22 protein-coding genes are annotated in these 24796 nt (G+C 48.5%); 9 read left to right on the top strand and 13 right to left on the bottom strand.

The features are described from left to right. Positions 1-20: 20 nt before the first annotated feature. The 3 genes from ACJJIZ_RS15190 to ACJJIZ_RS15180 form a co-directional block, all read right to left on the bottom strand. Complete coding sequence (locus ACJJIZ_RS15190; protein ID WP_444913985.1) at positions 21-2123, bottom strand: 3-hydroxyacyl-CoA dehydrogenase NAD-binding domain-containing protein; 2103 nt, start codon at positions 2121-2123, stop codon at positions 21-23. 62 nt (positions 2124-2185) lie between these two features. Then, entirely contained in the window at positions 2186-3388 is a 1203-nt protein-coding gene (locus tag ACJJIZ_RS15185; RefSeq protein WP_444913984.1) for a 3-oxoadipyl-CoA thiolase, read from the bottom strand. Between the two features lie 55 nt (positions 3389-3443). After that, positions 3444-5321: an acyl-CoA synthetase gene (locus tag ACJJIZ_RS15180; protein WP_444913983.1), complete on the bottom strand. Its 1878-nt coding sequence runs from the start codon at positions 5319-5321 to the stop codon at positions 3444-3446. Between the two features lie 468 nt (positions 5322-5789). Between ACJJIZ_RS15180 and ACJJIZ_RS15175 the strand changes: the two genes are divergently transcribed. From ACJJIZ_RS15175 to ACJJIZ_RS15165, 3 genes are all read left to right on the top strand, one after another. Next, on the top strand, positions 5790-6989 hold the full coding sequence (locus tag ACJJIZ_RS15175; RefSeq protein WP_413662241.1) for an acyl-CoA dehydrogenase family protein: 1200 nt from the start codon (positions 5790-5792) through the stop codon (positions 6987-6989). Between the two features lie 27 nt (positions 6990-7016). Beyond that, positions 7017-8144, top strand: coding sequence for an acyl-CoA dehydrogenase family protein (locus ACJJIZ_RS15170; protein ID WP_444894078.1), 1128 nt, complete (start codon positions 7017-7019; stop codon positions 8142-8144). 64 nt (positions 8145-8208) lie between these two features. Next, positions 8209-9639 carry a coniferyl aldehyde dehydrogenase gene (locus ACJJIZ_RS15165; RefSeq protein WP_444913982.1) on the top strand — a complete coding sequence of 477 codons (1431 nt, stop codon included), beginning with the start codon at positions 8209-8211 and terminating at the stop codon, positions 9637-9639. Between the two features lie 35 nt (positions 9640-9674). Here the strand turns inward: ACJJIZ_RS15165 and ACJJIZ_RS15160 are convergent, their stop codons facing one another. Next, positions 9675-10475: an IclR family transcriptional regulator gene (locus ACJJIZ_RS15160; RefSeq protein WP_444913981.1), complete on the bottom strand. Its 801-nt coding sequence runs from the start codon at positions 10473-10475 to the stop codon at positions 9675-9677. A 374-nt stretch (positions 10476-10849) separates the two neighbouring features. Here ACJJIZ_RS15160 and ACJJIZ_RS15155 point away from each other — a divergent pair, with 374 nt between their 5' ends. Further along, entirely contained in the window at positions 10850-11464 is a 615-nt protein-coding gene (locus ACJJIZ_RS15155; RefSeq protein ID WP_444913980.1) for a hypothetical protein, read from the top strand. A gap of 265 nt (positions 11465-11729) precedes the next feature. Here ACJJIZ_RS15155 and ACJJIZ_RS15150 read toward each other — a convergent pair whose 3' ends face one another. Then, complete coding sequence (locus ACJJIZ_RS15150; protein WP_444913979.1) at positions 11730-12686, bottom strand: ribonuclease Z; 957 nt, start codon at positions 12684-12686, stop codon at positions 11730-11732. Positions 12687-12878: 192 nt separating this feature from the next. Here ACJJIZ_RS15150 and ACJJIZ_RS15145 point away from each other — a divergent pair, with 192 nt between their 5' ends. Continuing rightward, on the top strand, positions 12879-13724 hold the full coding sequence (locus ACJJIZ_RS15145; RefSeq protein WP_444913978.1) for an arylamine N-acetyltransferase family protein: 846 nt from the start codon (positions 12879-12881) through the stop codon (positions 13722-13724). Further along, positions 13721-14308 (top strand): flavodoxin family protein, encoded by a 588-nt coding sequence (locus tag ACJJIZ_RS15140; protein ID WP_444913977.1) that lies wholly within the window; start codon positions 13721-13723, stop codon positions 14306-14308. Before ACJJIZ_RS15145 ends, ACJJIZ_RS15140 begins: the two co-directional genes overlap by 4 nt. Here ACJJIZ_RS15140 and ACJJIZ_RS15135 read toward each other — a convergent pair. Continuing rightward, positions 14294-15568: an MFS transporter gene (locus ACJJIZ_RS15135; protein WP_444916209.1), complete on the bottom strand. Its 1275-nt coding sequence runs from the start codon at positions 15566-15568 to the stop codon at positions 14294-14296. The genes ACJJIZ_RS15140 and ACJJIZ_RS15135 overlap by 15 nt on opposite strands. Positions 15569-16061: 493 nt before the next feature. Between ACJJIZ_RS15135 and ACJJIZ_RS15130 the strand changes: the two genes are divergently transcribed. Beyond that, complete coding sequence (locus tag ACJJIZ_RS15130) at positions 16062-16667, top strand: TMEM175 family protein (protein ID WP_444897520.1); 606 nt, start codon at positions 16062-16064, stop codon at positions 16665-16667. A gap of 49 nt (positions 16668-16716) precedes the next feature. On the opposite strand, the gene ACJJIZ_RS15125 is transcribed toward ACJJIZ_RS15130, so the two are convergent. From ACJJIZ_RS15125 to ACJJIZ_RS15100, 6 genes are all read right to left on the bottom strand, one after another. Further along, positions 16717-17139 (bottom strand): GNAT family N-acetyltransferase, encoded by a 423-nt coding sequence (locus tag ACJJIZ_RS15125; protein WP_444913976.1) that lies wholly within the window; start codon positions 17137-17139, stop codon positions 16717-16719. 1 nt (position 17140) lies between these two features. After that, complete coding sequence (locus ACJJIZ_RS15120; RefSeq protein ID WP_444913225.1) at positions 17141-18295, bottom strand: JmjC domain-containing protein; 1155 nt, start codon at positions 18293-18295, stop codon at positions 17141-17143. Between the two features lie 129 nt (positions 18296-18424). Further along, complete coding sequence (gene purB / locus ACJJIZ_RS15115; RefSeq protein WP_413662229.1) at positions 18425-19798, bottom strand: adenylosuccinate lyase; 1374 nt, start codon at positions 19796-19798, stop codon at positions 18425-18427. Between the two features lie 15 nt (positions 19799-19813). Further along, positions 19814-20452, bottom strand: coding sequence for a high frequency lysogenization protein HflD (gene hflD, locus ACJJIZ_RS15110; protein WP_413665869.1), 639 nt, complete (start codon positions 20450-20452; stop codon positions 19814-19816). A 6-nt stretch (positions 20453-20458) separates the two neighbouring features. Continuing rightward, on the bottom strand, positions 20459-21604 hold the full coding sequence (mnmA, locus tag ACJJIZ_RS15105; protein WP_413662228.1) for a tRNA 2-thiouridine(34) synthase MnmA: 1146 nt from the start codon (positions 21602-21604) through the stop codon (positions 20459-20461). A 97-nt stretch (positions 21605-21701) separates the two neighbouring features. After that, positions 21702-22304 carry a pseudouridine synthase gene (locus ACJJIZ_RS15100; RefSeq protein ID WP_444894067.1) on the bottom strand — a complete coding sequence of 201 codons (603 nt, stop codon included), beginning with the start codon at positions 22302-22304 and terminating at the stop codon, positions 21702-21704. 149 nt (positions 22305-22453) lie between these two features. On the opposite strand from ACJJIZ_RS15100, the gene icd reads away from it, so the two are divergent. Next, complete coding sequence (icd, locus tag ACJJIZ_RS15095; protein WP_020415259.1) at positions 22454-23704, top strand: NADP-dependent isocitrate dehydrogenase; 1251 nt, start codon at positions 22454-22456, stop codon at positions 23702-23704. A 104-nt stretch (positions 23705-23808) separates the two neighbouring features. Here the strand turns inward: icd and cspD are convergent, their stop codons facing one another. Continuing rightward, a complete protein-coding gene (gene cspD / locus ACJJIZ_RS15090; RefSeq protein ID WP_413662225.1) occupies positions 23809-24108 on the bottom strand; it encodes a cold shock domain-containing protein CspD in 300 nt (99 codons plus the stop codon). A 265-nt stretch (positions 24109-24373) separates the two neighbouring features. Between cspD and clpS the strand changes: the two genes are divergently transcribed. Beyond that, positions 24374-24754 carry an ATP-dependent Clp protease adapter ClpS gene (gene clpS / locus ACJJIZ_RS15085; protein WP_444913975.1) on the top strand — a complete coding sequence of 127 codons (381 nt, stop codon included), beginning with the start codon at positions 24374-24376 and terminating at the stop codon, positions 24752-24754. The last annotated feature ends 42 nt before the right edge of the window (positions 24755-24796 follow it).

The following is a 24796-nucleotide window of genomic DNA, read 5'->3' as shown; positions in this document are numbered from 1 at the left end:
TTCCCCTATAGTTTACAAGCTTAGATTTTGCCATCAGCCCATTGCGCAAATGTTTTTCCCTCTTGGGCTAGCCGTTCCAGTAAAGGGGCTGGAGTCCAGTAGGTATCTCCATGCTGCTGGCGGAAAGTACATATTTTTTCGTAGATTTCCTTCAAGCCGATACTGTCGGCATAGTGCATAGGTCCTCCACGATGGGGCGGAAAGCCATAACCGTAAACATATACAACGTCTATATCACTCGGACGTTGGGCTATGCCTTCCTCCAGGATTTTGGCTCCTTCATTAATCAGCGCGAAAGTTAGGCGGTTTAGAATCTCCTCGTCGGAAATTTCCCGCCTCACTACCCCTTGGCTTTTAGCTTGGGCCTCAATGACTTCCAGCACTTCCGGGTCGCTGCTGCGAGCGCGAGTTTCGGGATCGTAGCGATAGTAGCCGGCTCCACTTTTCTGGCCCAGGCGGCCCATTTCAACCAGGGCATCTGCAATACAGTAGGTTTTGGGGCCTCCTCTTTCTGATTCGCTCAGGCCCTGGCGCGCCTTGTAGCCGATATCCAGTCCCGCTAGATCTCCAACGGCCATAGGGCCCATAGCCATCCCCCAAGACTGCATAACCGAATCAATCTGCTCCGGGGTTGAGCCCTCGATTAAACACAGCTGCGACTCTCTGCCATAGGGGCGCAACATGCGATTGCCAATAAAGCCGTAACAGTTTCCCGCTAGTACGGGTACTTTCCTGATCGTTTTAGCGAGTTGCATGGCAGTGGCAATTACATCGTCAGCACTTTGCGAGCCGCGAACCACTTCGAGTAGTTTCATTACATTGGCAGGGCTGAAAAAATGCATCCCTATAACATCTTGAGGCCTGTTGGTTGCAGATGCGATTTGATCAATATCCTGGTAGGAAGTGTTGGTTGCAAGGATGGTACCGGGTTTGCAGGAGTGATCCAATTTGGCAAAAATTTCCTGTTTGAGCTCCATATTTTCAAATACGGCCTCAATGACCAGGTCTACATCAGCTAGGTCTGCGTAGTCAGTTGTGCCGGAAATCAACGAGAGACAATGAGTTTTTTGACCTTCTGTGAGTTTCCCTTTCTGCATGCTGATGGTGTAATTCTTGTCGATCACTGCTAGCCCTCGATTTATCGCAGTTTGATCGACTTCTACCAGCTTGACTGGAATACCGACATTGGCAAAGTTCATGGCGATGCCTCCGCCCATAGTGCCTCCACCGATAATGCCTACGCTCTTTATCTCCCTGGTGGGTAGGTCTTTTGGTAAGCCTGTGACTTTGCTTGCAGTGCGCTCGGCAAAAAATAAATGCCTGAGGGCGGCCGATTGGCTGGAGAGCAGGCATTCGATAAACAAGTCGAGCTCTTTAGCAAGCCCTTGATCAAAAGGCTGGTGAACTGCGGCCTCTATACAGGTAACAATATGTTGCGGTGCAAGCTGACCTCGTGATCTCTTTTCAAGGCGCTTGCGGAAATCATCAAATAACCCCTCAGGAATGCTGTCAGGATCTATTGCGATGTCTCTGACTCGGCGCAGAGGAGCTTCATTTGTTATCAATTCACGGGTAAAGGCGAGGGCTCCCTCTAACAAGTCATCATCGATAACCCGGTCTATTAACTTCAGACTTTTGGCTTTAGAGGCCGGTATTGGGCTGCCTCTTGTGATTAACTCCAGTGCAGCGGCAACACCAGCCAAGCGTGGGGTGCGCTGGGTGCCACCGGCTCCTGGCAGTAATCCCAGTTTGACTTCTGGCAGTCCCACTTTGGCCGATGCTATTGCACAGCGGTAATGGCAGGCTAGAGCCACTTCGAATCCACCGCCGAGTGCCGTGCCGTGAATGGCGGCGATCACTGGTTTACAGGAGTTTTCTATTTCCTCAATCACTTCTGATAGGGCGGGCGCCTGTGGTGGCTTGCCAAATTCCGTAATGTCGGCACCAGCGATAAAAGTTCGGCCTTCACACACTAGCACCAGGGCTTTTGATGCATCACCTTGAGCGTTCTTAATCGCTCCCCAAATACCCTCACGCAAGCCGTGAGAAAGGGCGTTCACAGGGGGATTGTTCAATCGAATTACACCGATATCGCCAATGAGTTCATAACTTACACTAGACATTGCTATCTCCAGATCTTAAGTGACAACTGTTCGGTCTCGGTTTTATTTACATCTAATCAGGTTCATATGCGTTCTATGATTACGGCGATGCCCTGGCCAATCCCGATACACATGGTGGCCAGTGCATAGCGCCCGCCGGTACGTTCCAGCTGGCGCAATGCTGTCAGCAAAATACGGGCACCACTGGCCCCCAGGGGGTGACCAACGGCGATGGCACCACCATTGGGATTTACCCGTGGGTCCGCATAATCAATTTCGAGCATTTTGAGGCAGCCCATAGCCTGTACTGCAAAAGCTTCGTTGAACTCCATTACATCCATATCCCCAAGCTCCAAGCCCGCCCGGGCAAGGGCTTTACGGGTAGCCGGTACCGGGCCCAACCCCATCACCCGTGGCTCTACTCCTGCAATGGCGCTGGCGAGAATTCGTGCCCTAGGTTTTAGATCCGCTGCTTGGCCGGCTTCGGTGTTACCAATAATGAGTGCCGCCGCGCCATCGTTGATGCCGGAAGCGTTGCCGGCAGTAACCACTCCATCTTCGAAAAGTGCGGGTAGGGCTTGAAGTCGCTCCAATGTTGCATTGGGACGGGGATGTTCATCTGTATCGATAAGAAGCGCTGGCTTCTTGCGGCCTTGGGGTACTTCGATGGGAATAATTTCATCGACAAAGAAGCCATCGGTACGTGCCGACTCGTATTTAGTTTGTGATGCCAATGCAAATGTATCGCACTCTTCCCGGCAAATATTCAGGTCTGATGCAATATTGTCTGCGGTCTGAGGCATGCTGTGGTTTCCATACTCAGTAACAATGTCTGGGTTGGTGAAGCGCGGGCCTAGGGTCGTATCTGCCAATACCTGATTGCGATCAAAAGCACTGTTGGCTTTGGAGAGAACCAGGGGGGCGCGACTCATTGATTCGACACCTCCCGCGATAAATAGCTCTCCTTCCGAGGCGCGAATGCAGCGAGCGGCATCTGCTATAGCGGATAAGCCGGAACCACAAAGGCGATTTACCGTTATGCCGCCAGTGGATATGGGCAGGCCTGCTAGCAGGCCTGAAAATCGGGCAACGTTGCGACTGTCTTCTCCCGCCTGATTGGTATTGCCCGCAATAACGTCCTCAAAATGTTGAGGGTTAAAATTGTTTCTTTCAGTCAGGGTCCTGATGACATGGGCAAGCAGATTGTCGGGCCGGATACAGGAAAGACTGCCCCCGTGGCGACCAAAAACACTGCGGCCGCCGTCATAAATATAGGCATGTGACATAGTGAAATTTCCGATATTGGAGTTCTAAATGCATTGAGTCATGCGGTAATTTCTTTTATTCAAACTCCAAAGCCACGGGTAAATTTTCCAGGGCTTCCTCTACATCGGCTTTACTGGAGGCTTGTTCAAGTTGAACTTTTGCTACCTGGCCAAGGGATGTATCGAAGTGGGCGGAAAACTTAGCGGTAATACTTTTTTCCTCTAATGCCTGGCCTACGACATATTCGGTAGCGCGATTGCGCAGAGCCGGTTTGAATACTTTGGCTACAGCAGTGAGTGGAATCTCATCAATAATTTCCACGCGCTTAGGAATGGCTGCACGCTCAGAAATTTGGCTGCGGCAATAGTCAATGAGTTGTTCTTCTGTGGGCGGGTTAGTGGATGGGAACAGGGTAACGTAAGCTACTGGAACTTCTCCGGCATAAGCATCTGGTTGACCCACTGCAACGGCAATAGCAACGGCAGGGTGACGGGATAATGGTTCTTCGATCAGAGCCGGATCTATATTGTGGCCGCCGCGAATAATTAAATCCTTGGCCCGTCCGGTTAAGAACAGGTTACCATCTCCATCGAGATATCCCATATCGCCGGTATTAAACCAGGACTTATCGACCCAGGCTTTAGCATTATCCTCTTCTGATAAGTAGCCAGAAAAAATATGTGGCCCGCGCGCGAGTACTATGCCCACCTCTCCTGTATTGCAGGTTCTAACCAGTCGGGTACCGTCTACTTCGGCAATTTTCATTTCCATATAAGGCAATCGCCGGCCGACGCTGCCTTCAGAGGCTTGCATATCGGTAGGAGGGCGAGCTAAAAGGCAGCTGGACTCTGTCATGCCATAGCCATTACTGACAAGGACGTTGAACTTCTTCTCAAAGGCATTCTTCAACCCCGTTGGCAGGGTGGAGGCTCCACAGCCAATGTCTGTCAGACAGCTGATGTCATTGTCACCCACTGGAATTTGCATCAATACACCGAGGATGGTGGGGACGGCGGCAAAGCCCTTCACCTGAAAACGCGCAACATGATGCCACCAATTTGGCAGGACATTGGGTGAGCGAAAACCAGAGGGTGTCATGATAACAATTGTGCGTCCGGCCAATAGGGTGCCAATACCCGCAACAACCGTACCGAAAATATGAAACAGCGGAAGTCCGCTTAGGGTAGCGAAGCGCCCTTTACTGGATGACGTATCAGCACTTAATTGAGCGACGAAGGCAATATTGCTGTGAATTAAGCGGGCTATTTTAGGTCTTCCAGTAGTGCCCCCGGTGTGGAAATAACTAGCGGTTTCACTCCCCTGGATATAACGTTCACTCTTTAGATGATCGTCCGGCTGTTGGGATATAGCTGAGACAAAATTATCTGCGTGAATACCCGCTGGGACTGGAGTATTGCTAATTGGCTTTTTACTGATTAGTAACAGAGTTTTTAATGTGGGAACTTGCTCGAGAATTTGCGTTACTTTATCCCATATTTCCTCGCTAAGATCTTGGCCAAGAGTTACCAGGACTTTAGCCTTGGTGGTATTCATAATTTCGATTATATGTTCGGGTTCCAGCAACGGATTAATAGGGCTGGTAATACCTGCTGCCTGGCCTCCCCAAAGTGCAAAATGGGTTTCTGGCAAATTGGGTAGTAATAAAGTCACTGTATCGGTTGGCTCAACACCGATGGAGTGAAGAAGATTGGCAGTCTGGTGCACTCGCTGGGATAACTCGGAGAAACTTACTTTAACCGTGTCTTCGTCAGGTGCGGCCGTTGGCAGGAATTCGATGGCCGAGTCATGTTGGTAGAGGCGGGCAGATTGCCGGATTAAATCAAAAGTGCTTTCCCAGGGGTATCGCTGCGAAAGGGGGACTTTTTCATACTCCTGAATTTCAGCAAGTGACTGCAACATTGTATCGGAGGATTGAATGGGCGTGATCGACATGGGGGCTTCTCTCACTTTGGTTATTATGGTGACGACCATAGCAAAAGTGAATACAGCATTCCACTCTGCGGAATAAGGTGTTAGTGTTTTACCTATTAAGAAGTGCCTAATGCATTTTTTAATAGAAAATGGCGCAAAAAAACTTATAAAAAATAAAAAGGCGCCATGCTGTTGAGGTTTTTCCTGTTTTATTTTTCGAGCGGTTGATTTGTGTGTCTATCTGGAGTTGATTGGCGCTAGAAATGCTCGGTTTTTTATTTCGATAAAGGTATTTTGCGCCAATAATTTAAATCGTTGGGATCGATTCAAAGGCAATTAAGTAACTTGTCGAGGTGAATCTGTTAAACACTAGTTCCGCCTGTACCGGGGATCTTTCAAAAGATTGCGTATTTTTGCTGCGCAAGATTGTGATAGAAGCAGTTTGTAGGAGCTGCTGTTCAATGCGCCGACTAATAAAGGAGCAGGCGAATGAATATAGATTTTTCTCCCGAAGAGTTAGCTTTTCAGCAGGAGGTCCAGCAGTTTCTCCAAGAGAAACTTCCTGAAGATATTAGAGAGAAAACCCTGAAGGAAATCCCCCTGGAGAAAGAGGATTTTGTTCGCTGGCAAAAAATACTCTATGAGCAAGGGTGGGCAGCTACGAATTGGCCGGTTGAATATGGAGGTACCGGTTGGACACCTACTCAGAAACACATTTGGGCAGACGAATGTGCTAACTATGGTGTACCAGAGTTGATTCCTTTCGGCTTAAAAATGGTTGCTCCAGTGATCTTTACCTACGGTAGTGAAGAACAAAAGCAACGATTTCTGCCTGACATCCTGGCAAGTAATGTCTGGTGGTGTCAGGGGTATTCAGAACCAAATGCTGGCTCAGATTTAGCTTCCTTAAAAACAACAGCTGTCCGTGATGGCGATGAGTATATTGTCAACGGCACCAAGACCTGGAATACCTTGGGTCACTTTGCAGACTGGATATTTTGTTTGGTTCGTACTGGTGGGCCTCAAGTAAAGAACCAGGCTGCTATCAGCTTCTTGCTAATTGATATGAAACACCCCGGTATTACGGTTTCGCCAATTATGACCTTGGGTGGTCACCATGAAGTAAATGAAGTCCATTTCAATAATGTGAGGGTACCGGTAGAAAACCGTATTGGCGAGGAGGGGCAAGGGTGGACTTACGCCAAGGTTTTGCTAACCCACGAACGCACCGGTATTGCGCGGGTGGCAAAATCCAAGAAACGCTTACAAACGTTAAAGGATTTAGCCAAAGAGACCTGCGATGGAGAAAGTAGTCTGCTTGAGAACCCGGCTTTTGCCCAAAAACTGGCCGAAGTTGAAATTGATCTCTTGGCCCTGGAGTTTACTGAACTACGTACGCTTGCGGCGGTAAGTACAGGTGGTGCCCCAGGAGCGGAATCTTCCATCCTTAAAATCAAAGGAACCGAAGTCGCTCAACTTATCGATGAACTGTATATGGAGACGGCGGGTTACTACGGAATGCCGTTTGTGAGAGAGCAGTTTAGGAGCGGGTTTGACGGAGAATGGGTGGGTCCCGGTGTTATTGCCAGCAGTGTGCCTCGTTACTTAAACAACCGTAAATCCTCAATTTATGGCGGAAGTAATGAGATTCAGAAAAATATTATCAGTAAATGGGTACTTGGCCTGTAAGTGCAGCATCTAAAGAGGACTTGAGCGATGGATTTTTCCTACAGCGAAGAGCAGCGGATGCTGCAAAGCAGTGTGAGCAAGTTTATCCAGCAGGATTATGACTTTGACCGTCGTTGTAAAATAGTGAGTAACGATATTGGCTTCAGTAAGGAAAATTGGAAGCTATTTGCGGAACTCGGCTGGTTAATGGTGCCATTTGGAAAGGATGATGGGGGCCTAGGAGGCTCCGCCGTAGACTTGATGGTAGTTATGGAGGAGTTCGGCCGAGGTTTAGTGGTTGAGCCTTTCCTAGCCAGTGTTGTTCTCAGTGGTGGTCTTATCGCTGACTGCGCTAGTGAGGTGCAAAAGCGAGAACTCCTGGGAATGTTAATGGAAGGCCAATTGCAATTGGCATTTGCTTTTACTGAGTCACAGAGTCGCTATAACCTTACTGATATAGCCATGACTGCGGTAAAGGATGGAGACAATTACCTCCTGAATGGACATAAAGCTGTCGTTCTAAATGGTGACGTAGCAGATAAATTCTTAGTTGCTGTGCGGACGAGCGGTGCACAGCGAGATCGTGAGGGGATCACCTTACTACTTGTCGATCCTAATACAGAAGGGCTTCAGCGGCATGGATATGCCACTGTGGATGCACACCGTGCCGCCGAAATTAAATTCAATAACGTGAAAGTACCCATAGCTAATCTGATAGGGGAAGAGGGGGCGGCTTTAGGAGCTATAGAAAAGGCTGTTGATAGAGCGACGTTGGCATTGTGTGCAGAAGCTGTTGGAGCTATGGAAAGGATCTATAAGAAGACAGTTGAGTACACTAAGACGCGGGAGCAGTTTGGTGTTCCTATTGGCAAGTTCCAGGCACTACAGCACCGCATGGTGGATATGTTTACTGAGTATGAGCAAGCGCGCTCAATATTGTTGATGGCTGCGCTACAGCTTGATAGCAATAACGGAGTTGCGCCTAAGGCGATATCCGCTGCAAAAAGCCGTATTGGTAAAGCTGCGCGGTTTATCGGTCAAGAGGCGATACAGTTACATGGCGGTATAGGGGTTACTGAGGAGTTGGATGTAAGTCACTACTTTAAGCGTCTAACAACAACTCAGTACCTATTTGGCAGTACTGATTACCACACTTTACGATTTGCCAAGCTGTAAATCATAAAGCACTGACTATACGGCCAAACTCACTCTCTACTTGCCACTTTGCGAGGGCACACACATGGAAAAAGTTGTCGAGCACACCAGATCTGTGAGCATAGGTAAAGTAGAGAGTGTTTTTAAACTTCAAAAGGATGCATTTAATAGGAACTCCTACCCGAGTCTTCAGGAACGCCTGGAAAGTTTAAAAAAATTAGAACAATTGATCCTGGAAAACCAGAAATCCATAGCAAAGGCAATAAGCGAGGATTTTGCTAATCGTGCCATCCAGGAAACTAAAATTGCAGAGATCTATGGGTGTATCGAGGAGATTCGTTACACTCGTAAGCGCTTAAAAAAGTGGATGAAAATTCAGAAGCGCCATGTGCCTTTGCTACTTCGAGGAGTAAAAAATCGCGTATTACCTCAACCAAAAGGGGTGGTTGCTATTGTTACCCCCTGGAATTACCCACTACTTCTATCTGTTGGGCCCTTGGTGAGTGCGATATCCGCAGGGAATCGCTGTATGATCAAGATGGCTGCTAACTCGCGCGCTCTTTCTGCATTATTACATCAGCTATTTAATAGGTTCTTTTCAGAGGATCTGGTAGCTATTATTCCGGAAGTAAGCGCCACGGAGTTTACAGCCCAGGCATATGATCACATGATCTTTACTGGATCTGGCAAAGTAGGAAAAGTGGTAATGCGGAGGGCTGCGGATCACCTAACTCCTGTGACATTAGAGTTGGGGGGCAAGTCGCCAGCCATAATATGTGGCGACTTTGATGAAAATATTGCTGCGGAACGTATTTTGAGCTCAAAATTCTTTAATGCGGGCCAAACTTGTGTAGCTCCAGATTATTTATTGATTCCTGAAGAGAAACTTTCAGGATTCTTGGAATCGTCCAAGAGACTTGTACCCAAATGGTATCCATCTTTAAATTCAGAAGATTATACTTCGATTGTTGATGAAAAGGCGTTTAATAGGCTGACTACTTGTCTAAAGGATGCTCTGGAGAAAGGAGCTACAGTTCTGCCGTTATTAGATGTTGAAAACAATAAAGGTTTGCAAAAAATTGCTCCCACCTTAGTGTTAAACCCGACAGAAGACATGAGCCTGCTACGTGAGGAGATATTTGGCCCTATTTTACCTATTCTTACGTATAGGAATCTGTCTGATACGATAAATTTCATAAATAGTAAAGATAGGCCTTTAGCATTATATATTTTTAGTTCTAGCGGGGAAGTTCAGGAAAAGATTATCAAAAGCACAATGTCTGGAGGTGTTTGTATCAATGACTGCGCGATGCATGTCTCCCAGGCAGATTTGCCTTTTGGTGGTATTGGGGCGAGTGGCATGGGGCAATATCACGCTTATGAGGGTTTTTTGGAATTCTCAAAGTTACGACCGATCTTTACACAAGCCAAAAAATCAGCGGCGGTGCCTTTACGACCACCTTATGGCCAAAGATTTGATAAAGTTTTCAACTTTCTACTGCGTTTCAAGCTGTAGCTGTACTGGTTAAGAAGATCTGGAGTTTGAGTCAACTAATATCGAATTAACATAGCTTCGACATTGCCTACCAAATTTTTCAATAGAGGAGCTACCTCATTTTCTAAAAATTCCGGGTTAAGCCTAAAAGCAGGTCCGCCAGCATTAAAAGTGTAAATATGACCTTGGCTTAAAGAGAGAGGTACCGCGATACCGTTGACATCGCGATTCCACTCGCCAAAAGAGCAGCAGAAGCCGCGCTGCTGGTAGCTGTTGACCGCTTCTTCAATACCGGCTTTGATCGTTGGCCATTGATCACCAGCTTTTTTCTCCAAGTAGCCATAAAAATATTCCCGTTCTTCTTGAGGGAGTGCTGCCAAAAAGGCTCGCCCGGAGCCGGTGGAAGCTATAGGTACGCGATTACCGATTTCATGGCGAAAGGTTGTGACATTTGCTGGAGCACAGAATTCGACAAAAATCATATCCAGCCGATCCCGATCAGAGAGACCAACAGCGGTGCCGGTAGAGTTGGCCAGATCCTGCATTAAAGGCTTGGCTACCTGTCTGACTGTGAGATTTGAGACAAAAGCATAACCAAGAGCCAGAACGCCACTACCCAGCTGATATTTTTCCATTCGATCAGAGTAGGTCAGATAGCCTAATTTCGTCAGGGTATAAGTCAGCCTGGAAACACTGGAGCGGGGCAGGCCAGTGCGCTGGGCGATCTCCAAATTACCCAGGAAGCCATCACCAGGTTGAAAAGCTCGGAGTACATCCAACCCACGAGCTAAAGCCTCAATAAATTTTCGATCTGGTTCGGTATCTTTTTTTCTGGGAAGGTCACTTAGGGAAACCATTGGCTTAGTCCTACTTATTAATTAATAAGTATACAGATGTTCCCTTGCAAGCTGAAGGGAGATATAGGAATTCTGTATGAGTAAATCTATTTTACTGGAACATGTTGGGGAAGGTGATAGTAAAAGTGGATAACTAAATATTGCCTGGTTAAACAGTTTGTGGGGTATAGTCTTATATTTAATATATGCCAAGCTGTATAGTGAAGGGCATATAACTATAATCGGTGCGAGAAAATGGCAGTTTCTCAATCAAATAGTGCCTGGTGTATTATTAGTCACTATATTGATTTTCTGAATTTTGGAGGAGCTATAATTTCAAGCTAGCTTCAGTGGAGTAGGGTAGCTCCCCTTCTAATAAACCCCAGGAAATTACTATGAAAACGCATTATTCTATAGGGAATGATAAGCTAGCGGAAGGTTTCCTGCGTACGGTTAAAAGCGGCAGTTCAAAAATCAAACAGTATTTACTCAATCGTGTAGGGTTGGCATCTCATGAAATAAGAGTAGGTATTAACTCTGATTCTCCTTTCGCATTTGGAAAATTAGTTTGGAATAAAGATCATAGAGATTATCAGTATTACGATAGGTCCTTTGGATCTTCGTTTATATATATGTTAAATACATCGAAGACGGTTCCGGCAATCACTTTGTTTGGTGTTATTGTTGTTCTTCCTAAGGATTCTACTCTCAGGTTTCGAGATCCCCGCATTGCGGATGATAGTGATGACCTTTCAATGTTTTGGCAGCATGACTTCATTGATACTGAAGATGAAAAGGAAATTGCTTTACGTGAAATACCAATTTTGCCTCAGGGGCGTTACCTCAATTTTCCAGAGCATAAATTTCTCACTAATGTCTGGTGGCCCGACATTATCGAAACTTATGGCTACCATGAGTGGATAGATAAGCAAGATATACCTAAAAGTCTTAGCGAGGAGATGGAGGCAAATATTAAACGTACTATTAAAAATATGGAAGTGTGGCTTTAGGTTATTTTAGATAGTGATGAGCTTCTGCCTTTTAAATGGAGTTATCAAGATAAGACCTTTATGCCAGGATTTTGGACCGATGGCACTGTGGTAAAATAATTGTTCTGGCGATATGGTTAAAGGTGTTAATCAAGTGAACCCTGTTATCTCCTCTAGTGTTTAATAGTCTATTCGTCTGATCTGAGTACATATACTATGTAAAAAAATGAAATATGCTCTCAAAGAATCCGTTTATGAATGCTATCTGTTCTTTGGGTATAGTTGCCTACTGTTTTTGGACGAGTTGCCCAGATTTTTCTAGAAAAAGATGCATAAAATCCTCAGCTAAATATAGTTGTCCCTTATAAATCAACTGCGCTTCCTTTCTGATAGTATCAATTGAGCAGCTCGCCTTGCTATCTTTTTGGTAGCGTGTACTGAAATGTGTGAGAACCAGGTTGGGAATTGAAAGGCCTTCGGCAAAAGAGGCTATTTGGGTGGAATAGCTGTGCCCTACATGCCCCGCTTTCTGAGCCAAATCTTTTGCATAAGTCGATTCATGCACTAAGACATTGCAGTTGGCACAGGTATCTTTTAAAAGCTCAGGGTTATCATTGTCTCCGCAAATTATAATATTACGTGGAGGCCTCGGCTTTAGAATAAAGTCCGTTGCAGTGTATATTTTACCGTGATGAACGACATCGATACCGTTCTTTATCTTCCCCCATTGCGGTCCTTTAGGGATACCGGTGGTAAGTAAACTTTGTGTATCTAATGTAACCTCAACATATCTTTCTGTAAAACTGTACGCATAAGAGGGGACCCTGTGGGAAAGTTGTATAGTGGTTGTGGTGAACTGTCCTATTTCTATTTGGGGTGAATTTTCAACAGGAATGAAGTTGAGTTCAAATGGAAGATAGAGTTCTGTGATTGTTTGAGTTGATAGAAGCCAATCATAGACGGCCCCAGGAGCAACAAGTGTCAGTGGTTTTGTCCTTCGTTGCATTCCTGAGCTACCAAGTAGACCAGGGAGTCCGTAGCAGTGATCGCCATGCTTATGGGTGATAAAGATTGCACTTAGCCTGTTTAGTGATAAGTTAGTATGTAGAATCTGCTGCTGGGTACCTTCCCCACAGTCGATCAAATACCAGTTCTTTCCCAGGCTTTCTAATAGCCCAATACCAGAAACATTCCTCTGCTTGGTCGGAGTGCCTGATGATGTCCCCAAAAACAGTATTTCCACTTAGTCGCTACCTGATTGTTTAGCAATATTGAAGATTACGCTGGCTAGGGGTCTTCCTGAGCTTTGGCTGTGATTGATTTCTGATTGATAAGCAGTGTAGAAGATGAAAAAAAGCTATTGACCTCAAGTTAGGTTTAGGTATTAAGCTCCCGTCTATTGTTTATGAGCCCGGATTTTGAGGAGACAATCGAGATGGGTACCCCTGGTATTAACTTGCAGCAATATTTAGACCGTATTAATTTTGATGGAGCCCCGGGTGCTAACTTGCAGTGTCTACAGCAGTTGTTGACCCAGCACGTCCGTACGATTCCATTCGAGAACGTCACTTCATTTTTGGGAAGCCCCGTGGATATTGAGTTGGAATCTATTGAGGCCAAGTTGGTACAACAAAAACGTGGAGGTTATTGTTACGAGCAAAATGCCTTATTAGGGGCAGTGTTAGGGCAAATCGGTTTTAAAGTTACGAACCTCGCCGCACGGATACTGTGGCAAATGCCGATAGGGCATCAACCCGCTCAGTCGCATATGATTCTGATGGTGGAGCTTGAGGGTACACGCTTCCTGATAGATGCGGGATTTGGAAGTAACACTTTGACTGCACCACTCAATTTAGACTCCAGTGATCGTCAGAGCACACCGCATGGTGTTTACCGCTTTACTTTAATAGATGATGAGTACCTGTTAGAGGTTACAACCGATAGTGGTTGGCAACCTATGTACAGCTTTGACTTGAAACCTAAAACTCATGGCGATTATAAAATTGGTAGTTGGTATTGTTCAACGCACCCTAAATCCAGGTTTGTAGAGCACTTGATTGTTGCTCGGTCTTTCCCAGAGGGGCGGCATACACTTTTCAATAGACAGTTAAGCTATCAACCACTTTTAGGCTCCAAGAGTGTTGTCATGTTAGCGGATGTTGATGAGCTTCGGGCTACTTTACTGGATATCTTTGGGATAGAAGTGCCGTCTGGCAGAGAAATTGATCAAAGGTTAGGCCGGATATTTGAGTCAGACGGCATAGCGGAGCGAGTCATATGAAGAGGGTAGGGGTTGTTTACCATTCTGTATCTGGTTGCAGTAAAGTTCTTGCGGAGTCCGTGGTGGAGGGGGTTAACACGCTAGAGAAGTGTATTGGTGTTGCCCTTGAGATTCAGGGAGAGAGCATTCTTCACGGACGTTATGAAGACCAGTCATTATTAGCTCAGTTGGATCAATGTGAAGCCATAGTAATGGGTTCGCCGACCTTTATGGGTACTGTCTCCGCTCAATTCAAAGCATTTATGGATGCAGCAAGTGAGCGCTATGGAGATCGGTGCTGGCTGGATAAGTTATCTGCAGGATTTACTGTTGGTAGTAATTTTAGCGGTGATCAGCTAGGTACCATCAGGACTCTACAGGTCTTTGCTGCACAAATGGGCATGTTGTGGGTTCCCCTGGATATTCTACCGAGTCAAGATTCCCTTGGTAGAAACCGGGGTGGTTGTCAGTCGGGCTTGGTAGCTGTCGCTGAGGGAGCTGGTGAAATTCATAAGTTGGACCGACTTACAGCCGTACATTTAGGACGTCGAATCGCAGGCTTAGCACTACGAACTTCCGATTTTAGGACCTCATTTCTTGACTAGCTTTTTGCTATTCAAGAGTAGGCTGCTGATGCAGCCTACGAGGACGACAATCCCGATTAGCTGAAATCCCGCTTGGTAATTGTAGAATTTCTGTGTGGGTTGTGGAGCAAAGTCAAAAAGTCTGGCTAATAAATCGCTGAGGGCGCGGATATAAGCGAACTCTATATCTTGATCGAGTGAGAGCCCTATGAGGGTTTGAATTACCCCTCCTAAGACAAAGCCCCCAGTTACAATAAGGGCAGAGGCAATGGCGTGCGCCTTTTCAGGAAGTTCAGATTGCACTATCGAGAGAGATAGAATTGAGCTGCTGAGGCCAAACCCTAAGAGAAAATTTGCCGCCAAAGTCCAGGAGTCCGACAAGTGAATACTCAGTAAAGCTGTGACAGCAATAATTGAGAGGAAACTAAAAGTTCTCGCTGGAATTACATAATCTCCCCGGTAATGAGACCAAGCACCGACAATAAAGCTGCCGATAATGATGCCCGTTGAAATCATCGCATTGAGTAGGGCACTTTCCCTGGATGTTTCACGAAAAAAATCAACTTGGAACTGTATATTCCATAAATCAGAATAGGCGATAACTACGCCGAAAAGGCAGGAGTAGAAGGTGAGGGCCAGCCAAAAAGCTCTTGATTTGAAGCATGAATTTAGCTTTTCAAATTGAGTAGCTTTTTTTACGGAGAGTTCATGGGAAGAGTTTTGATTGCTGCCAATAAAAATAAATAGCAGCACAGCAAGGCAAATAAAAAATAGCGCTGCGATGAAGTAGGGCTCCCGGAATGAGACTTCGATATCTAACAAACCGATAAGTAATGAGAGTGAAGCTGCTGCGAAATTAGCTAGTCCTTGGCTAACAGCGGCCATTAGTGAAAACTTATTAGGTAAATCCCGTCCGATAACATAGATAACTCCCAAGAAGCTACTGGATAATCCAAGTGCGACTAAGAGCTGCCCTGTAAGGGCTGTTCCGAAAGAATGACTGCTGGCAAAAATTACACAGCCGCTAGCGGCGAGGGCGGCTGAGATACTCAGTAAATACCGTGGACTTATAGGGCCCAATAGTGAGCCAAGTGTCAGTTGACCAATAGAATAGGCGACAAAGTAATATCCTCCCAGCATCCCTAAGCTTTGATGGTTGAGATTGAGTTCTTGAGTGAGGCTAGGTGATAGTAGGGCAAATAGGATTGAGTTGGTTACGCTGGCGCTGAAAAATATGACTGCAACTGTCCAAGACGCGTAGCGGAAGTGTTTCTGCCCCATAGGCTTTTCTTTATCGGTGTCTATTGCCACGTCTCGGCCTTGGGCTTCACTCCTCAGCTCCTGCTTATGATTGCAGCGACCAATAGGGATAAAGCGCTAGGGTTTTAAATGGGTATGAAACAAGTCGCATTAGATAGATCTTAGAGCAATTAGGAGCCGTAGCCCGAACACAAGTAGTTGATAGTAAGCAGGATTGAAATCGATCGGGCAGCTAGGTTTGATCAAAGTATCGCCAACGGCTGTTGAAGTTGAATGCTATTTGCTAGGCGGTGCCGTATTGAGGAGCTTCAATAGACCCTTTATTTAAAAGAATACACTTAAAAAGTCGTTATCATATAATTTTATCCCCCCAATAGAAACATTCCGTGGCTCGTTATCAGGTGGAAGGGATGTGAGTGGTGTGAACGCTGTTGGCATCTTGATACTGGAGGTGAGATCCTGCTTCGGGACTGGGCTTTAATGAGTATGCAACCTTGGCAATCGATGGTGGCCCATGCGTCGAAAGTCTTTCTTGGCTAGCCGTATTAATGCCGTCAGTGATGGCGTTTTTGCCATTGCTATGACGCTGTTGGTTTTTAATATCCAGATTCCCGATCTGGAGGATATAAAGCCGGGCGAGGATTTCCACAGCAATATTCTTCAGCAGTTGCCCCATTTTTTTTCCTGGATACTGAGCTTTGCAATTCTCTGCCGGCTGTGGCTTACCCACAATCATCTGATGTCGGACCATCAATTTAAATCGGTAGCCTTTACCAGTTTTAACTTTTTGCTATTGGGGGCGGTGGCGTTTATTCCTTTTCCAGCAAGTTTGATGGGGGAATATCCTGACCAGGTTTGGTCAGTGATCTTATTATCAGCAAGCTATGCGGTGGCCGCTATAGCAATTGCGGGTATGTGGTGTGTCGCTGCGAATCGAACGAACGTATCCGCGCACCGTGTACTAGTGGTCAGCATGGTGATGTTGTGTACCAGTATCCTGGCGTGCTTGTTGACCCTTTTCAATCCCTATTGGGGGCTCGGGCTTTGGATAGTGTATGTGTTGGGGATAGCGCCTTTGGCTCACTTTGTCGAGAAGCGCTATGCCCCAGTAGAGAGTTGAGGTGGGGCCGGGCCTGCCATATGGTTGCTGGTGGCAGGCCTCAAAATGGTCAAATCAGGCTGCGCACCATTTTGATATGGGGAATTCCCGCTTCGTAAAACACGTCGCCTTCCACCTCAAACCCAGCCTGCAAGTAAAACCCCTCGGCATGTTGCTGTGCATGTAAATGGACTTGCTGAAAGTTTTGTTCCTTCGCCTGCTCGCAGATGGCTTGTAATAGCTGGGCCCCGATGCCGCACCCACGTGAAGACTTTTGCACAGCCATACGACCAATTTTTCCGCCTTGGGTGAGGCGTCCGGTGGCAACCGGAGTTGTCTCGCGGTAGGCGAGGAAGTGCTGGGATGTCTCCTCTTGATCATCCCATTCCAGGTCCGCAGGTACCTGTTGTTCCTGTACAAAAACTGCTTCGCGAATTGAACGAATTGCGTCCCGGTCAGTGTTCCAATCCGCTAGGCGTATAGCTACTGGCATCTCAGAAATCCTCAGGAGGGTAGATCAAGGTGCCCTGTGCAACCAGCTGATCGAGAAGGGCGCTGTCTTCGGCTATTTCCGGGAAGGCTTCGATATCATCCCAGGAAATTTCATGGGATTCAGCAAACTGCTCGGCAAACGCCAGGGGGCAGGGGAAGGCTTCACCATCAACAAACAAAGTGGCTGGCTCGCGGCAAAAGGCGGTGCGGGAAGCGGGATTTAAAACCAGTTGTGCTCCCCGGGGCATTTGTTCGCGCCAGTCTGCAGCATCGTCAGCATCCAGGGCGACAGTATCCGGGTATTTTGCTTCGGTCATAACCGCACCAAACCACTGGGCGATTTTCTCCGGCTGCTGCAGCCATTCGCCGAGTTGTTGTTGCAGGCGGGCAACAGAGGCGGGGTCAATTTCCGCTGGGTTTTTCGCCACTTCAGCACCGGCATCGGTGTAACGCTGGCTGTCCGGCAAATCCATAGCGATTTCAGCGGCGAGATCTTCGAGGATCGCCGCGGCGGAAGGCGCGCGGAAACCAATAGAGATCGTGGTGCACCCACCTTCGGCTATTCCCCAATGGCTGTATTGGGGCGGCAAGTAAAGCATATCGCCGGGCTCTAGTACCCAGCTGTTTTCTGCTTCGAATTCTTTCAGGATATTGAGGCGCGTTCCTTCCAGGCGGGGATTGCTTTCATCCACCTTGGGGCCTTGTTGCCACAAACGCTTGCCTTCGGCCTGGAGAAGAAACACATCGTAGTGATCGTAGTGGGGACCAACGCTGCCCTTATCGGCGGCGTAACTGATCATCACATCATCCAGCCGCCAGTCGGGGATAAAGCGGAAGAAATCTTTTAGTTCAGCAATTTCTGACATCCACTGATCGACAGCTTGTACCAGCAGGGTCCAGTGGGTTTTAGGGAGGGAGAGAAAATCCTCTTCAGTGAATGGACCGGTGCGCAGCTCCCAGGGGCCGCTCTCACCATTTTCCAATACCAAGCGAGACTCGACCGCTTCCTCCAGGGCCATACCAGCGAGTTCTTCACCCGAGATGGGTGATTCAAAGTTGGCGAAAGCATTGCGTATCAGCAGGGGTTTCTGCTGCCAGTAGTCACGCATAAAAACTTCGATGGGCATGTCGCCAAGATGGGTAAGGGGGCTGGCCACGGTAACTCTCACTGTCAGAAGGCTGGGGTTTGTATCTGGATATTCTGAGGTTCGGAAACTATCCAGCGTACTTTTGTATTTTTTAAAAGATGACCAGCCGCACTGGGTGCGGCTGGTAGCTGGGCTCGGTTAAATTTTGCGAGCTTGTTCTACGGCGTTACCGATATAGGATGCCGGAGTCATTTCCAGCAGATCGCTCTTGGCTTCTGCGGGAATCTCCAGGTTCTCGATAAATACTTTCAGGGTTTCACGGGTGATGCCCTGGCCACGGGTAAGGGCCTTCAGTTTTTCGTAAGGCTCTTCAATGTTGTAGCGACGCATAACCGTTTGGATCGGTTCTGCCAACACTTCCCATGAATTATCCAGGTCTTCCGCTAGGCGCTCGCGGTTGATTTCCAGTTTGCCCAGGCCTTTCATGGTGGCGGCATAGGCAATGGCAGAGTAGCCCGCACCCACCCCCATATTGCGCAGCACGGTGGAGTCTGTCAGGTCGCGCTGCCAGCGGGATACTGGAAGTTTGGCTGCCAGGTGCTGGAATACGGCGTTGGCGATACCCAGATTGCCTTCGGAGTTTTCGAAGTCAATGGGGTTAACTTTGTGCGGCATGGTGGAGGAGCCAACTTCACCGGCTACGACTTTTTGCTTGAAGTAACCCAGGGAGATGTAGCCCCATACATCGCGGTCAAAATCGATCAGGATGGTGTTAAAGCGGGCAACAGCGTCGAACAGCTCAGCAATGTAGTCGTGGGGCTCGATCTGGGTGGTGTAGGGGTTCCAGCTAAGGCCCAGAGAAGAAATGAATTCTTCAGCATTTTGCTCCCAATCAATATTGGGATAGGCGGACAGGTGAGCGTTGTAATTACCTACCGCACCGTTAATTTTACCCAGCAGCGGTACCGCTTTAATCTGGGCTACCTGGCGGCGTAGGCGCGCGGCCACGTTGGCAAGTTCTTTACCAACAGTAGACGGGCTGGCAGTCTGGCCGTGAGTACGGGACAGCATGGGGACGTCGGCAAAGTCCTGGGCCAGGCCTACGATAGCGTCAATCAGGGCTTCCATCGCAGGCAACATGACGTTGTCGCGGCCGGCGCGAAGCATCAGGGCGTGGGACAGGTTATTGATGTCCTCAGAGGTGCAGGCAAAGTGTACGAATTCACTCACTTTTGCCAGCTGGGCATTGCTGCTGATTTTATCCTTGAGGAAGTATTCAACCGCTTTTACATCGTGGTTCGTGGTGCGCTCGATTTCCTTGATGCGCTCAGCATCTTCCAGGGAGAAGTCGGCCACAATGCTGTCGAGCAGCTTGTTGGCAGCTTCGTCGAACTGCTCAACTTCGGCGATCTCTTTATGTGCGGAAAGTTTTTGCAGCCAGCGTACTTCCACTTCAACGCGGGCGCGGATCAGGCCGTATTCACTGAAAATTTCACGCAGGGGGGCAGTCTTGCTCTCGTAGCGACCATCAATAGGGGATACCGCTGTGAGTGCGGAAAGCTCAACTGTCATAGTAAATCTCCGGGATTAGTGTTCTATAGATTCGATATGTGCGATCAATTCGTTGGTCGCATTCAAAAGCTTTTTGCGCTGGAACAGAAGGTGCAGGCGACGCCCACCCAGCTGCCGCCATAGGGTTGCCGAGCGGATGCCGGCAAATAGCATGGAGCGAATTTGATTGGCAATACGCTGCTGTTGCAGGTAATTGAAGTCACCCAGTACTTGAATCCGGAAGCGGAAGGTACCTAGCGTATCGCTGTAGATGCTGGCGAGGTTGGAAAATACATTCTCGTGAGTCAGTTCGAAGTGCTCTGCTTGAGTCTTGGCCTTATCCAATCGGCTGCCAATGATTGATAGCAGGTCATTATTCTTGCTGAGTTGTCGCTGCAGGTAGATCACCGAGAGGGCGTAGCGTAGGCCGTCGGTATATTCCGGGTGTTGCCGGGTCTTTAGTATTTGCTGCGATACTTTTAAGCCGGGCAGCAGCTTGTCTGCACCGGCGAATATATCTTCAGTGCGATCAGGGTTGAGCTGGAAGAGGCTATATACCCCGGTTTCCAGCTGTTCCTGCGGTGCAGAGCCTGTTTTGGCCAGGCGCTCCACCAGTGTTGCGGATTGGAATATTCCTGCCAGTGCCAGTGCCTGATCCCGCCAGTTATTCAAAATTACTCCTTAATCTTTCTTGTATTTTTCCGGTACTACGGCGCCAACTCCCGTGGCTTTCTCGATCACCGCACCACCTAGACAGGTTTCTCCATCGTACAGTACCAGAGATTGTCCCGGTGTGATTGCGCGTTGTGGCTCGTCGAACTCTACAACCAAATCGCCATTGTCCTGCAGGTGCACGGTGCAATCCTGATCTGGTTGGCGATAGCGGGTCTTGGCCTGGCAGCGGAAAGTTTTGCCCGGTGCTGCGCCATTAATCCAGTGGGTTTGTGTTGCTTCCAGCCCCGTTGCATAAAGCAGGGGGTGGTGTGCACCCTGGGCCACAATCAATACATTGCGCTCCAGGTTTTTTCCGACAACGTACCAGGGCTGTTCGCCTGCACCTTTGACGCCACCAATACCGAGCCCCTGGCGCTGGCCAATGGTGTGGTACATCAGGCCCGCGTGGCGCCCCATGACTTCACCCTCTGGGGTTTCCATATCGCCGGGCTGGGCGGGCAGGTACTGCTCGAGGAAATCCTTGAAGCGGCGCTCGCCGATAAAGCAGATGCCGGTGCTGTCTTTCTTGTTGTGGGTGATAAAGCCGTTTTCTTCAGCGATACGGCGAACCTCGGGCTTCTCCAGCTCTCCTAGAGGAAAGAGCGAGCGGGCAAATTCGGCTTCTCCCACCGCATGTAGGAAGTAGCTCTGGTCCTTGTTGCCGTCGAGGCCCTTCAATAAATAGGTGCGGCCATCGATATCGCGGCGGCGGGTATAGTGCCCGGTGGCTATTGCATCGGCACCCAGCACTTCGGCGTACTCAAGAAAGACCTTAAATTTTATTTCCCGGTTACACAGGATGTCCGGATTGGGAGTGCGCCCGGCTTTATACTCTGCCAGGAAGTACTCAAATACGTGATCCCAGTACTCCGCAGCAAAGTTGGCGGTGTGCAACTTGATGCCCAATTTCTCACAAACTGCCTGGGCATCAGCCAGGTCTGCCTTGGCGGTACAGTATTCTGTGCCGTCGTCTTCATCCCAGTTTTTCATAAACAGGCCTTCCACTTGATAGCCCTGCTGGATCAGCAGATGTGCGGCTACAGAGGAATCCACACCGCCGGACATACCGACGATGACGCGCTTTGGCTGTTTGTTGTGGGTGGAATCAGGCATAAGAAGGACAGTCACTACTTCACTGGTATGAAAGGGGGGCGAATTTTACCTGCGAACGCCCCATTTGACCAAGACCGCTTTGATCTTCCGTTATAGATTATCGCTTTCGGCGCGGTCGATTGCGGTTGTTTGCCGGCTTTGTTCGGGGCTTGGGAGCGCTAAAAACCTCCTCCGTTCGATACTCGCCAGGCTTTAATGAGTCGAGCTTCCAGCTGCCTATCGCCACCCGGATTAGCCGCAGGGTAGGGAAGCCTACCGCCGCAGTCATCCGCCTTACCTGGCGATTCCGCCCCTCGGAGATAGTCAGCTCCAGCCAGCTGGTTGGGATCGATTTGCGTTCGCGAATTGGCGGCGTGCGGGGCCAGGGCTCCATATCAGGTAGGCGCTTGGCCTTGGCAGGTGCGGTTCGGCCATCCTTCAGGTCGACCCCTTGCTTGAGCATATAAAGGGCATCATCAGTAATGTCACCCTCCACCTGGGCCCAATAGGTCTTGGGCATCTTCCGCTTGGGGTGACTGATTTGATGTTGTAGCGCTCCATCATCAGTCAGAAGTAGTAATCCTTCAGAATCGTAGTCCAGGCGGCCCGCCGCATAGAATCCCTTGTGCTGGATAAAGTTAGCCAGAGTGGCGCGATCCAGATCATCTGTAAATTGGCTTAATACGCCAAAAGGCTTGTTGAGGAGAATAATCTTTGCCATAAGAAAAATTGAGTATTGTAATCCAACTACAAAAATTAGCCGAGGCTGCTATAATCCCGCCGTTTTTCATCCCCGCCCTAAGGTCCCGGGGGAGCGGTGCAAGCAACGCTGGACCTAAAAAGTCATAGAATTTTGGGAGTTTACGCAATATGGGTCATATCCAAGTGCCGGCAGACGGCGAAAAAGTTACAGTCAATTCCGACGGTTCGCTGAATGTTCCGAATCGCCCGGTTATTCCTTTCATCGAGGGTGACGGCATCGGTGTGGATATCACCCCGGTAATGCGCAAGGTGATCGACGCGTCTGTAGAAAAAGCTTTCGGCGGCGAAAAGAAAATCGAGTGGATGGAAATCTACTGCGGTGAGAAAGCGGCAGAGACTTACGCTGGCGACTGGTTCCCGGCCGAAACTCTGGAAGCGATCAAAGACTACGTTGTTAGCATCAAAGGCCCCCTGACCACTCCAGTAGGCGGCGGCTTCCGTTCCCTGAACGTAGCCCTGCGTCAGGAGCTGGATCTGTACGTATGTCAGCGCCCGGTGCGCTGGTTCAGCGGTGTACCTTCTCCGGTTAAAGAGCCGAACAAGGTAGACATGGTTATCTTCCGTGAAAACTCCGAAGATATCTACGCTGGTATCGAGTGGAAAGCTGACACTGACGAAGCTAAGAAAGTTATCAAGTTCCTGCAGGACGAGATGGGTGTTAAGAAGATCCGTTTCCCTGAGAACTGTGGTATCGGTGTTAAGCCGGTTTCTGCAGAAGGTACCAAGCGTCTCGTGCGCAAGGCTATCCAGTACGCTGTGGACCAGGATCGCGATTCTGTAACCCTGGTACACAAAGGCAACATCATGAAGTTCACAGAAGGTGCCTTCGCTGATTGGGGTTACGAGCTGGCTCGCGACGAGTTTGGCGCTCAGCCGCTGGACGGCGGTCCTTGGCACAGTTTCAAGAACCCGAAGACTGGCAAGGAAATCGTTGTTAAGGACGTAATTGCTGACGCTATGCTGCAGCAGATCCTGCTGCGTCCGGCTGAGTACGACGTAATTGCTACCCTGAACCTGAACGGCGACTACCTGTCTGACGCACTGGCTGCACAGGTTGGTGGTATCGGTATCGCTCCGGGCGCAAACCTGTCCGACGACGTTGCCCTGTTCGAAGCAACCCACGGTACTGCGCCTAAGTACGCTGGCCAGGACAAGGTTAACCCGGGCTCCCTGATTCTTTCCGCTGAGATGATGCTGCGTCACCTGGGCTGGAACGAAGCTGCTGACCTGGTAATCAAGGGTATGGAAGGGGCTATCGAAGCCAAAACCGTAACCTACGATTTCGAGCGTCTGATGGACGGTGCTGAGCTGAAGTCCTGTTCTGCGTTTGGTGACGAAGTTATCAAGCACATGGCTTAAGCTACATCCGTGAGGCCGGGCTGGCTTTAAGTTGGTCCGAGCCCCATGAAAAAAGCCCTTCACATTGGTGAAGGGCTTTTTTATTGTCTGTTTGCTGGGCTCGCTTAGCCGACAGCTTCCGCTTCCTTCTCCCTCGACTTTTCTGTGTGTACTGCATCAGATTCGCTTTTGCTCGAAGTGTTGGGTGAAGTGGTTTCGGAGGTCAATGCGGAGATATTTGCAGCGTGGTAGCCCTTGTCTCCCCGAATAATATCGAAGGTGACTTGCTGGCCGGCCTTCAGGGTTCGGTAGCCTTCCATCTGAATTGCGGAATAGTGCGCGAACAGATCCTCCCCTCCCTCATCTGCAAGAATAAACCCATATCCCTTAGCGTTGTTGAACCACTTTACAGTACCGGTAGGCATAACGATTCCCTCTAATTGCCTGAGTGGCCCCTGGCCACCTTACAGAGTTTTTATATTTATTTGACCTGCTGGTTAGTCGGCTGCGATCCTATCTGCGACTAACGTTTGATGTAGCGGTCACTACCTCTTGTAGTCAACAGCAGGGGGATTGTCAAGGTTCCCCGCTGACCGCTGTGTCAAAGGTCAAATAAGGTTACAATGTCACGTCATTGAAGGTTGCATTGGGTGCAATTTTCAGGCTCGATAGAATTCATTGATAATTGTTATGAGTACTTCGCGAATCATTAAACTAAGCTCCAGTGACTCCGATGGAGACAACCCGTACTTCGATGATTTCGATGGTGGGTTGGCCCTTGAGGAGGCGCCGCCGCAGCTGAAGCGGCCGCCGATGTATAAAGTCATTATGCTCAATGATGACTACACCCCCATGGATTTTGTTGTTGAGACTTTGGAGTTGTTTTTTTCAGTAAACCGGGAGCGCGCCACACAGTTAATGTTGCAGGTTCACACACGGGGAAAAGCAGTGTGTGGTGTCTATACTCGGGATATAGCGGAGACAAAGGCCGCACAGGTCAATCAGTTCGCTCAAGAGAATGAGCATCCCCTGTTATGTGAAATTGAAGCGGACGAAAGCAAAGAGGATTGATTCTGACAAAAACTGCTTTGAACAAAGGGTCCCGTCACCTGA

This window comes from Microbulbifer maximicatervae (SeqCode) (assembly GCF_052467225.1).
Note: the sequence above shows the minus strand (reverse complement) of the source record. Positions and strands in the feature narration are given on the sequence as shown.

What these genes read in the sequence shown, in the direction of transcription:
- ACJJIZ_RS15190 (WP_444913985.1), bottom strand. Translation starts at nt 2,123, where the DNA reads ATGTCTAGTGTAAGTTATGAACTCATTGGCGATATCGGTGTAATTCGA.
- ACJJIZ_RS15185 (WP_444913984.1), bottom strand. Translation starts at nt 3,388, where the DNA reads ATGTCACATGCCTATATTTATGACGGCGGCCGCAGTGTTTTTGGTCGC.
- ACJJIZ_RS15180 (WP_444913983.1), bottom strand. Translation starts at nt 5,321, where the DNA reads ATGTCGATCACGCCCATTCAATCCTCCGATACAATGTTGCAGTCACTT.
- ACJJIZ_RS15175 (WP_413662241.1), top strand. Translation starts at nt 5,790, where the DNA reads ATGAATATAGATTTTTCTCCCGAAGAGTTAGCTTTTCAGCAGGAGGTC.
- ACJJIZ_RS15170 (WP_444894078.1), top strand. Translation starts at nt 7,017, where the DNA reads ATGGATTTTTCCTACAGCGAAGAGCAGCGGATGCTGCAAAGCAGTGTG.
- ACJJIZ_RS15165 (WP_444913982.1), top strand. Translation starts at nt 8,209, where the DNA reads ATGGAAAAAGTTGTCGAGCACACCAGATCTGTGAGCATAGGTAAAGTA.
- ACJJIZ_RS15160 (WP_444913981.1), bottom strand. Translation starts at nt 10,475, where the DNA reads ATGGTTTCCCTAAGTGACCTTCCCAGAAAAAAAGATACCGAACCAGAT.
- ACJJIZ_RS15155 (WP_444913980.1), top strand. Translation starts at nt 10,850, where the DNA reads ATGAAAACGCATTATTCTATAGGGAATGATAAGCTAGCGGAAGGTTTC.
- ACJJIZ_RS15145 (WP_444913978.1), top strand. Translation starts at nt 12,879, where the DNA reads ATGGGTACCCCTGGTATTAACTTGCAGCAATATTTAGACCGTATTAAT.
- ACJJIZ_RS15140 (WP_444913977.1), top strand. Translation starts at nt 13,721, where the DNA reads ATGAAGAGGGTAGGGGTTGTTTACCATTCTGTATCTGGTTGCAGTAAA.
- ACJJIZ_RS15135 (WP_444916209.1), bottom strand. Translation starts at nt 15,568, where the DNA reads ATGGGGCAGAAACACTTCCGCTACGCGTCTTGGACAGTTGCAGTCATA.
- ACJJIZ_RS15130 (WP_444897520.1), top strand. Translation starts at nt 16,062, where the DNA reads ATGCGTCGAAAGTCTTTCTTGGCTAGCCGTATTAATGCCGTCAGTGAT.
- ACJJIZ_RS15125 (WP_444913976.1), bottom strand. Translation starts at nt 17,139, where the DNA reads ATGCCAGTAGCTATACGCCTAGCGGATTGGAACACTGACCGGGACGCA.
- purB (WP_413662229.1), bottom strand. Translation starts at nt 19,798, where the DNA reads ATGACAGTTGAGCTTTCCGCACTCACAGCGGTATCCCCTATTGATGGT.
- mnmA (WP_413662228.1), bottom strand. Translation starts at nt 21,604, where the DNA reads ATGCCTGATTCCACCCACAACAAACAGCCAAAGCGCGTCATCGTCGGT.
- ACJJIZ_RS15100 (WP_444894067.1), bottom strand. Translation starts at nt 22,304, where the DNA reads ATGGCAAAGATTATTCTCCTCAACAAGCCTTTTGGCGTATTAAGCCAA.
- icd (WP_020415259.1), top strand. Translation starts at nt 22,454, where the DNA reads ATGGGTCATATCCAAGTGCCGGCAGACGGCGAAAAAGTTACAGTCAAT.
- cspD (WP_413662225.1), bottom strand. Translation starts at nt 24,108, where the DNA reads ATGCCTACCGGTACTGTAAAGTGGTTCAACAACGCTAAGGGATATGGG.
- clpS (WP_444913975.1), top strand. Translation starts at nt 24,374, where the DNA reads ATGAGTACTTCGCGAATCATTAAACTAAGCTCCAGTGACTCCGATGGA.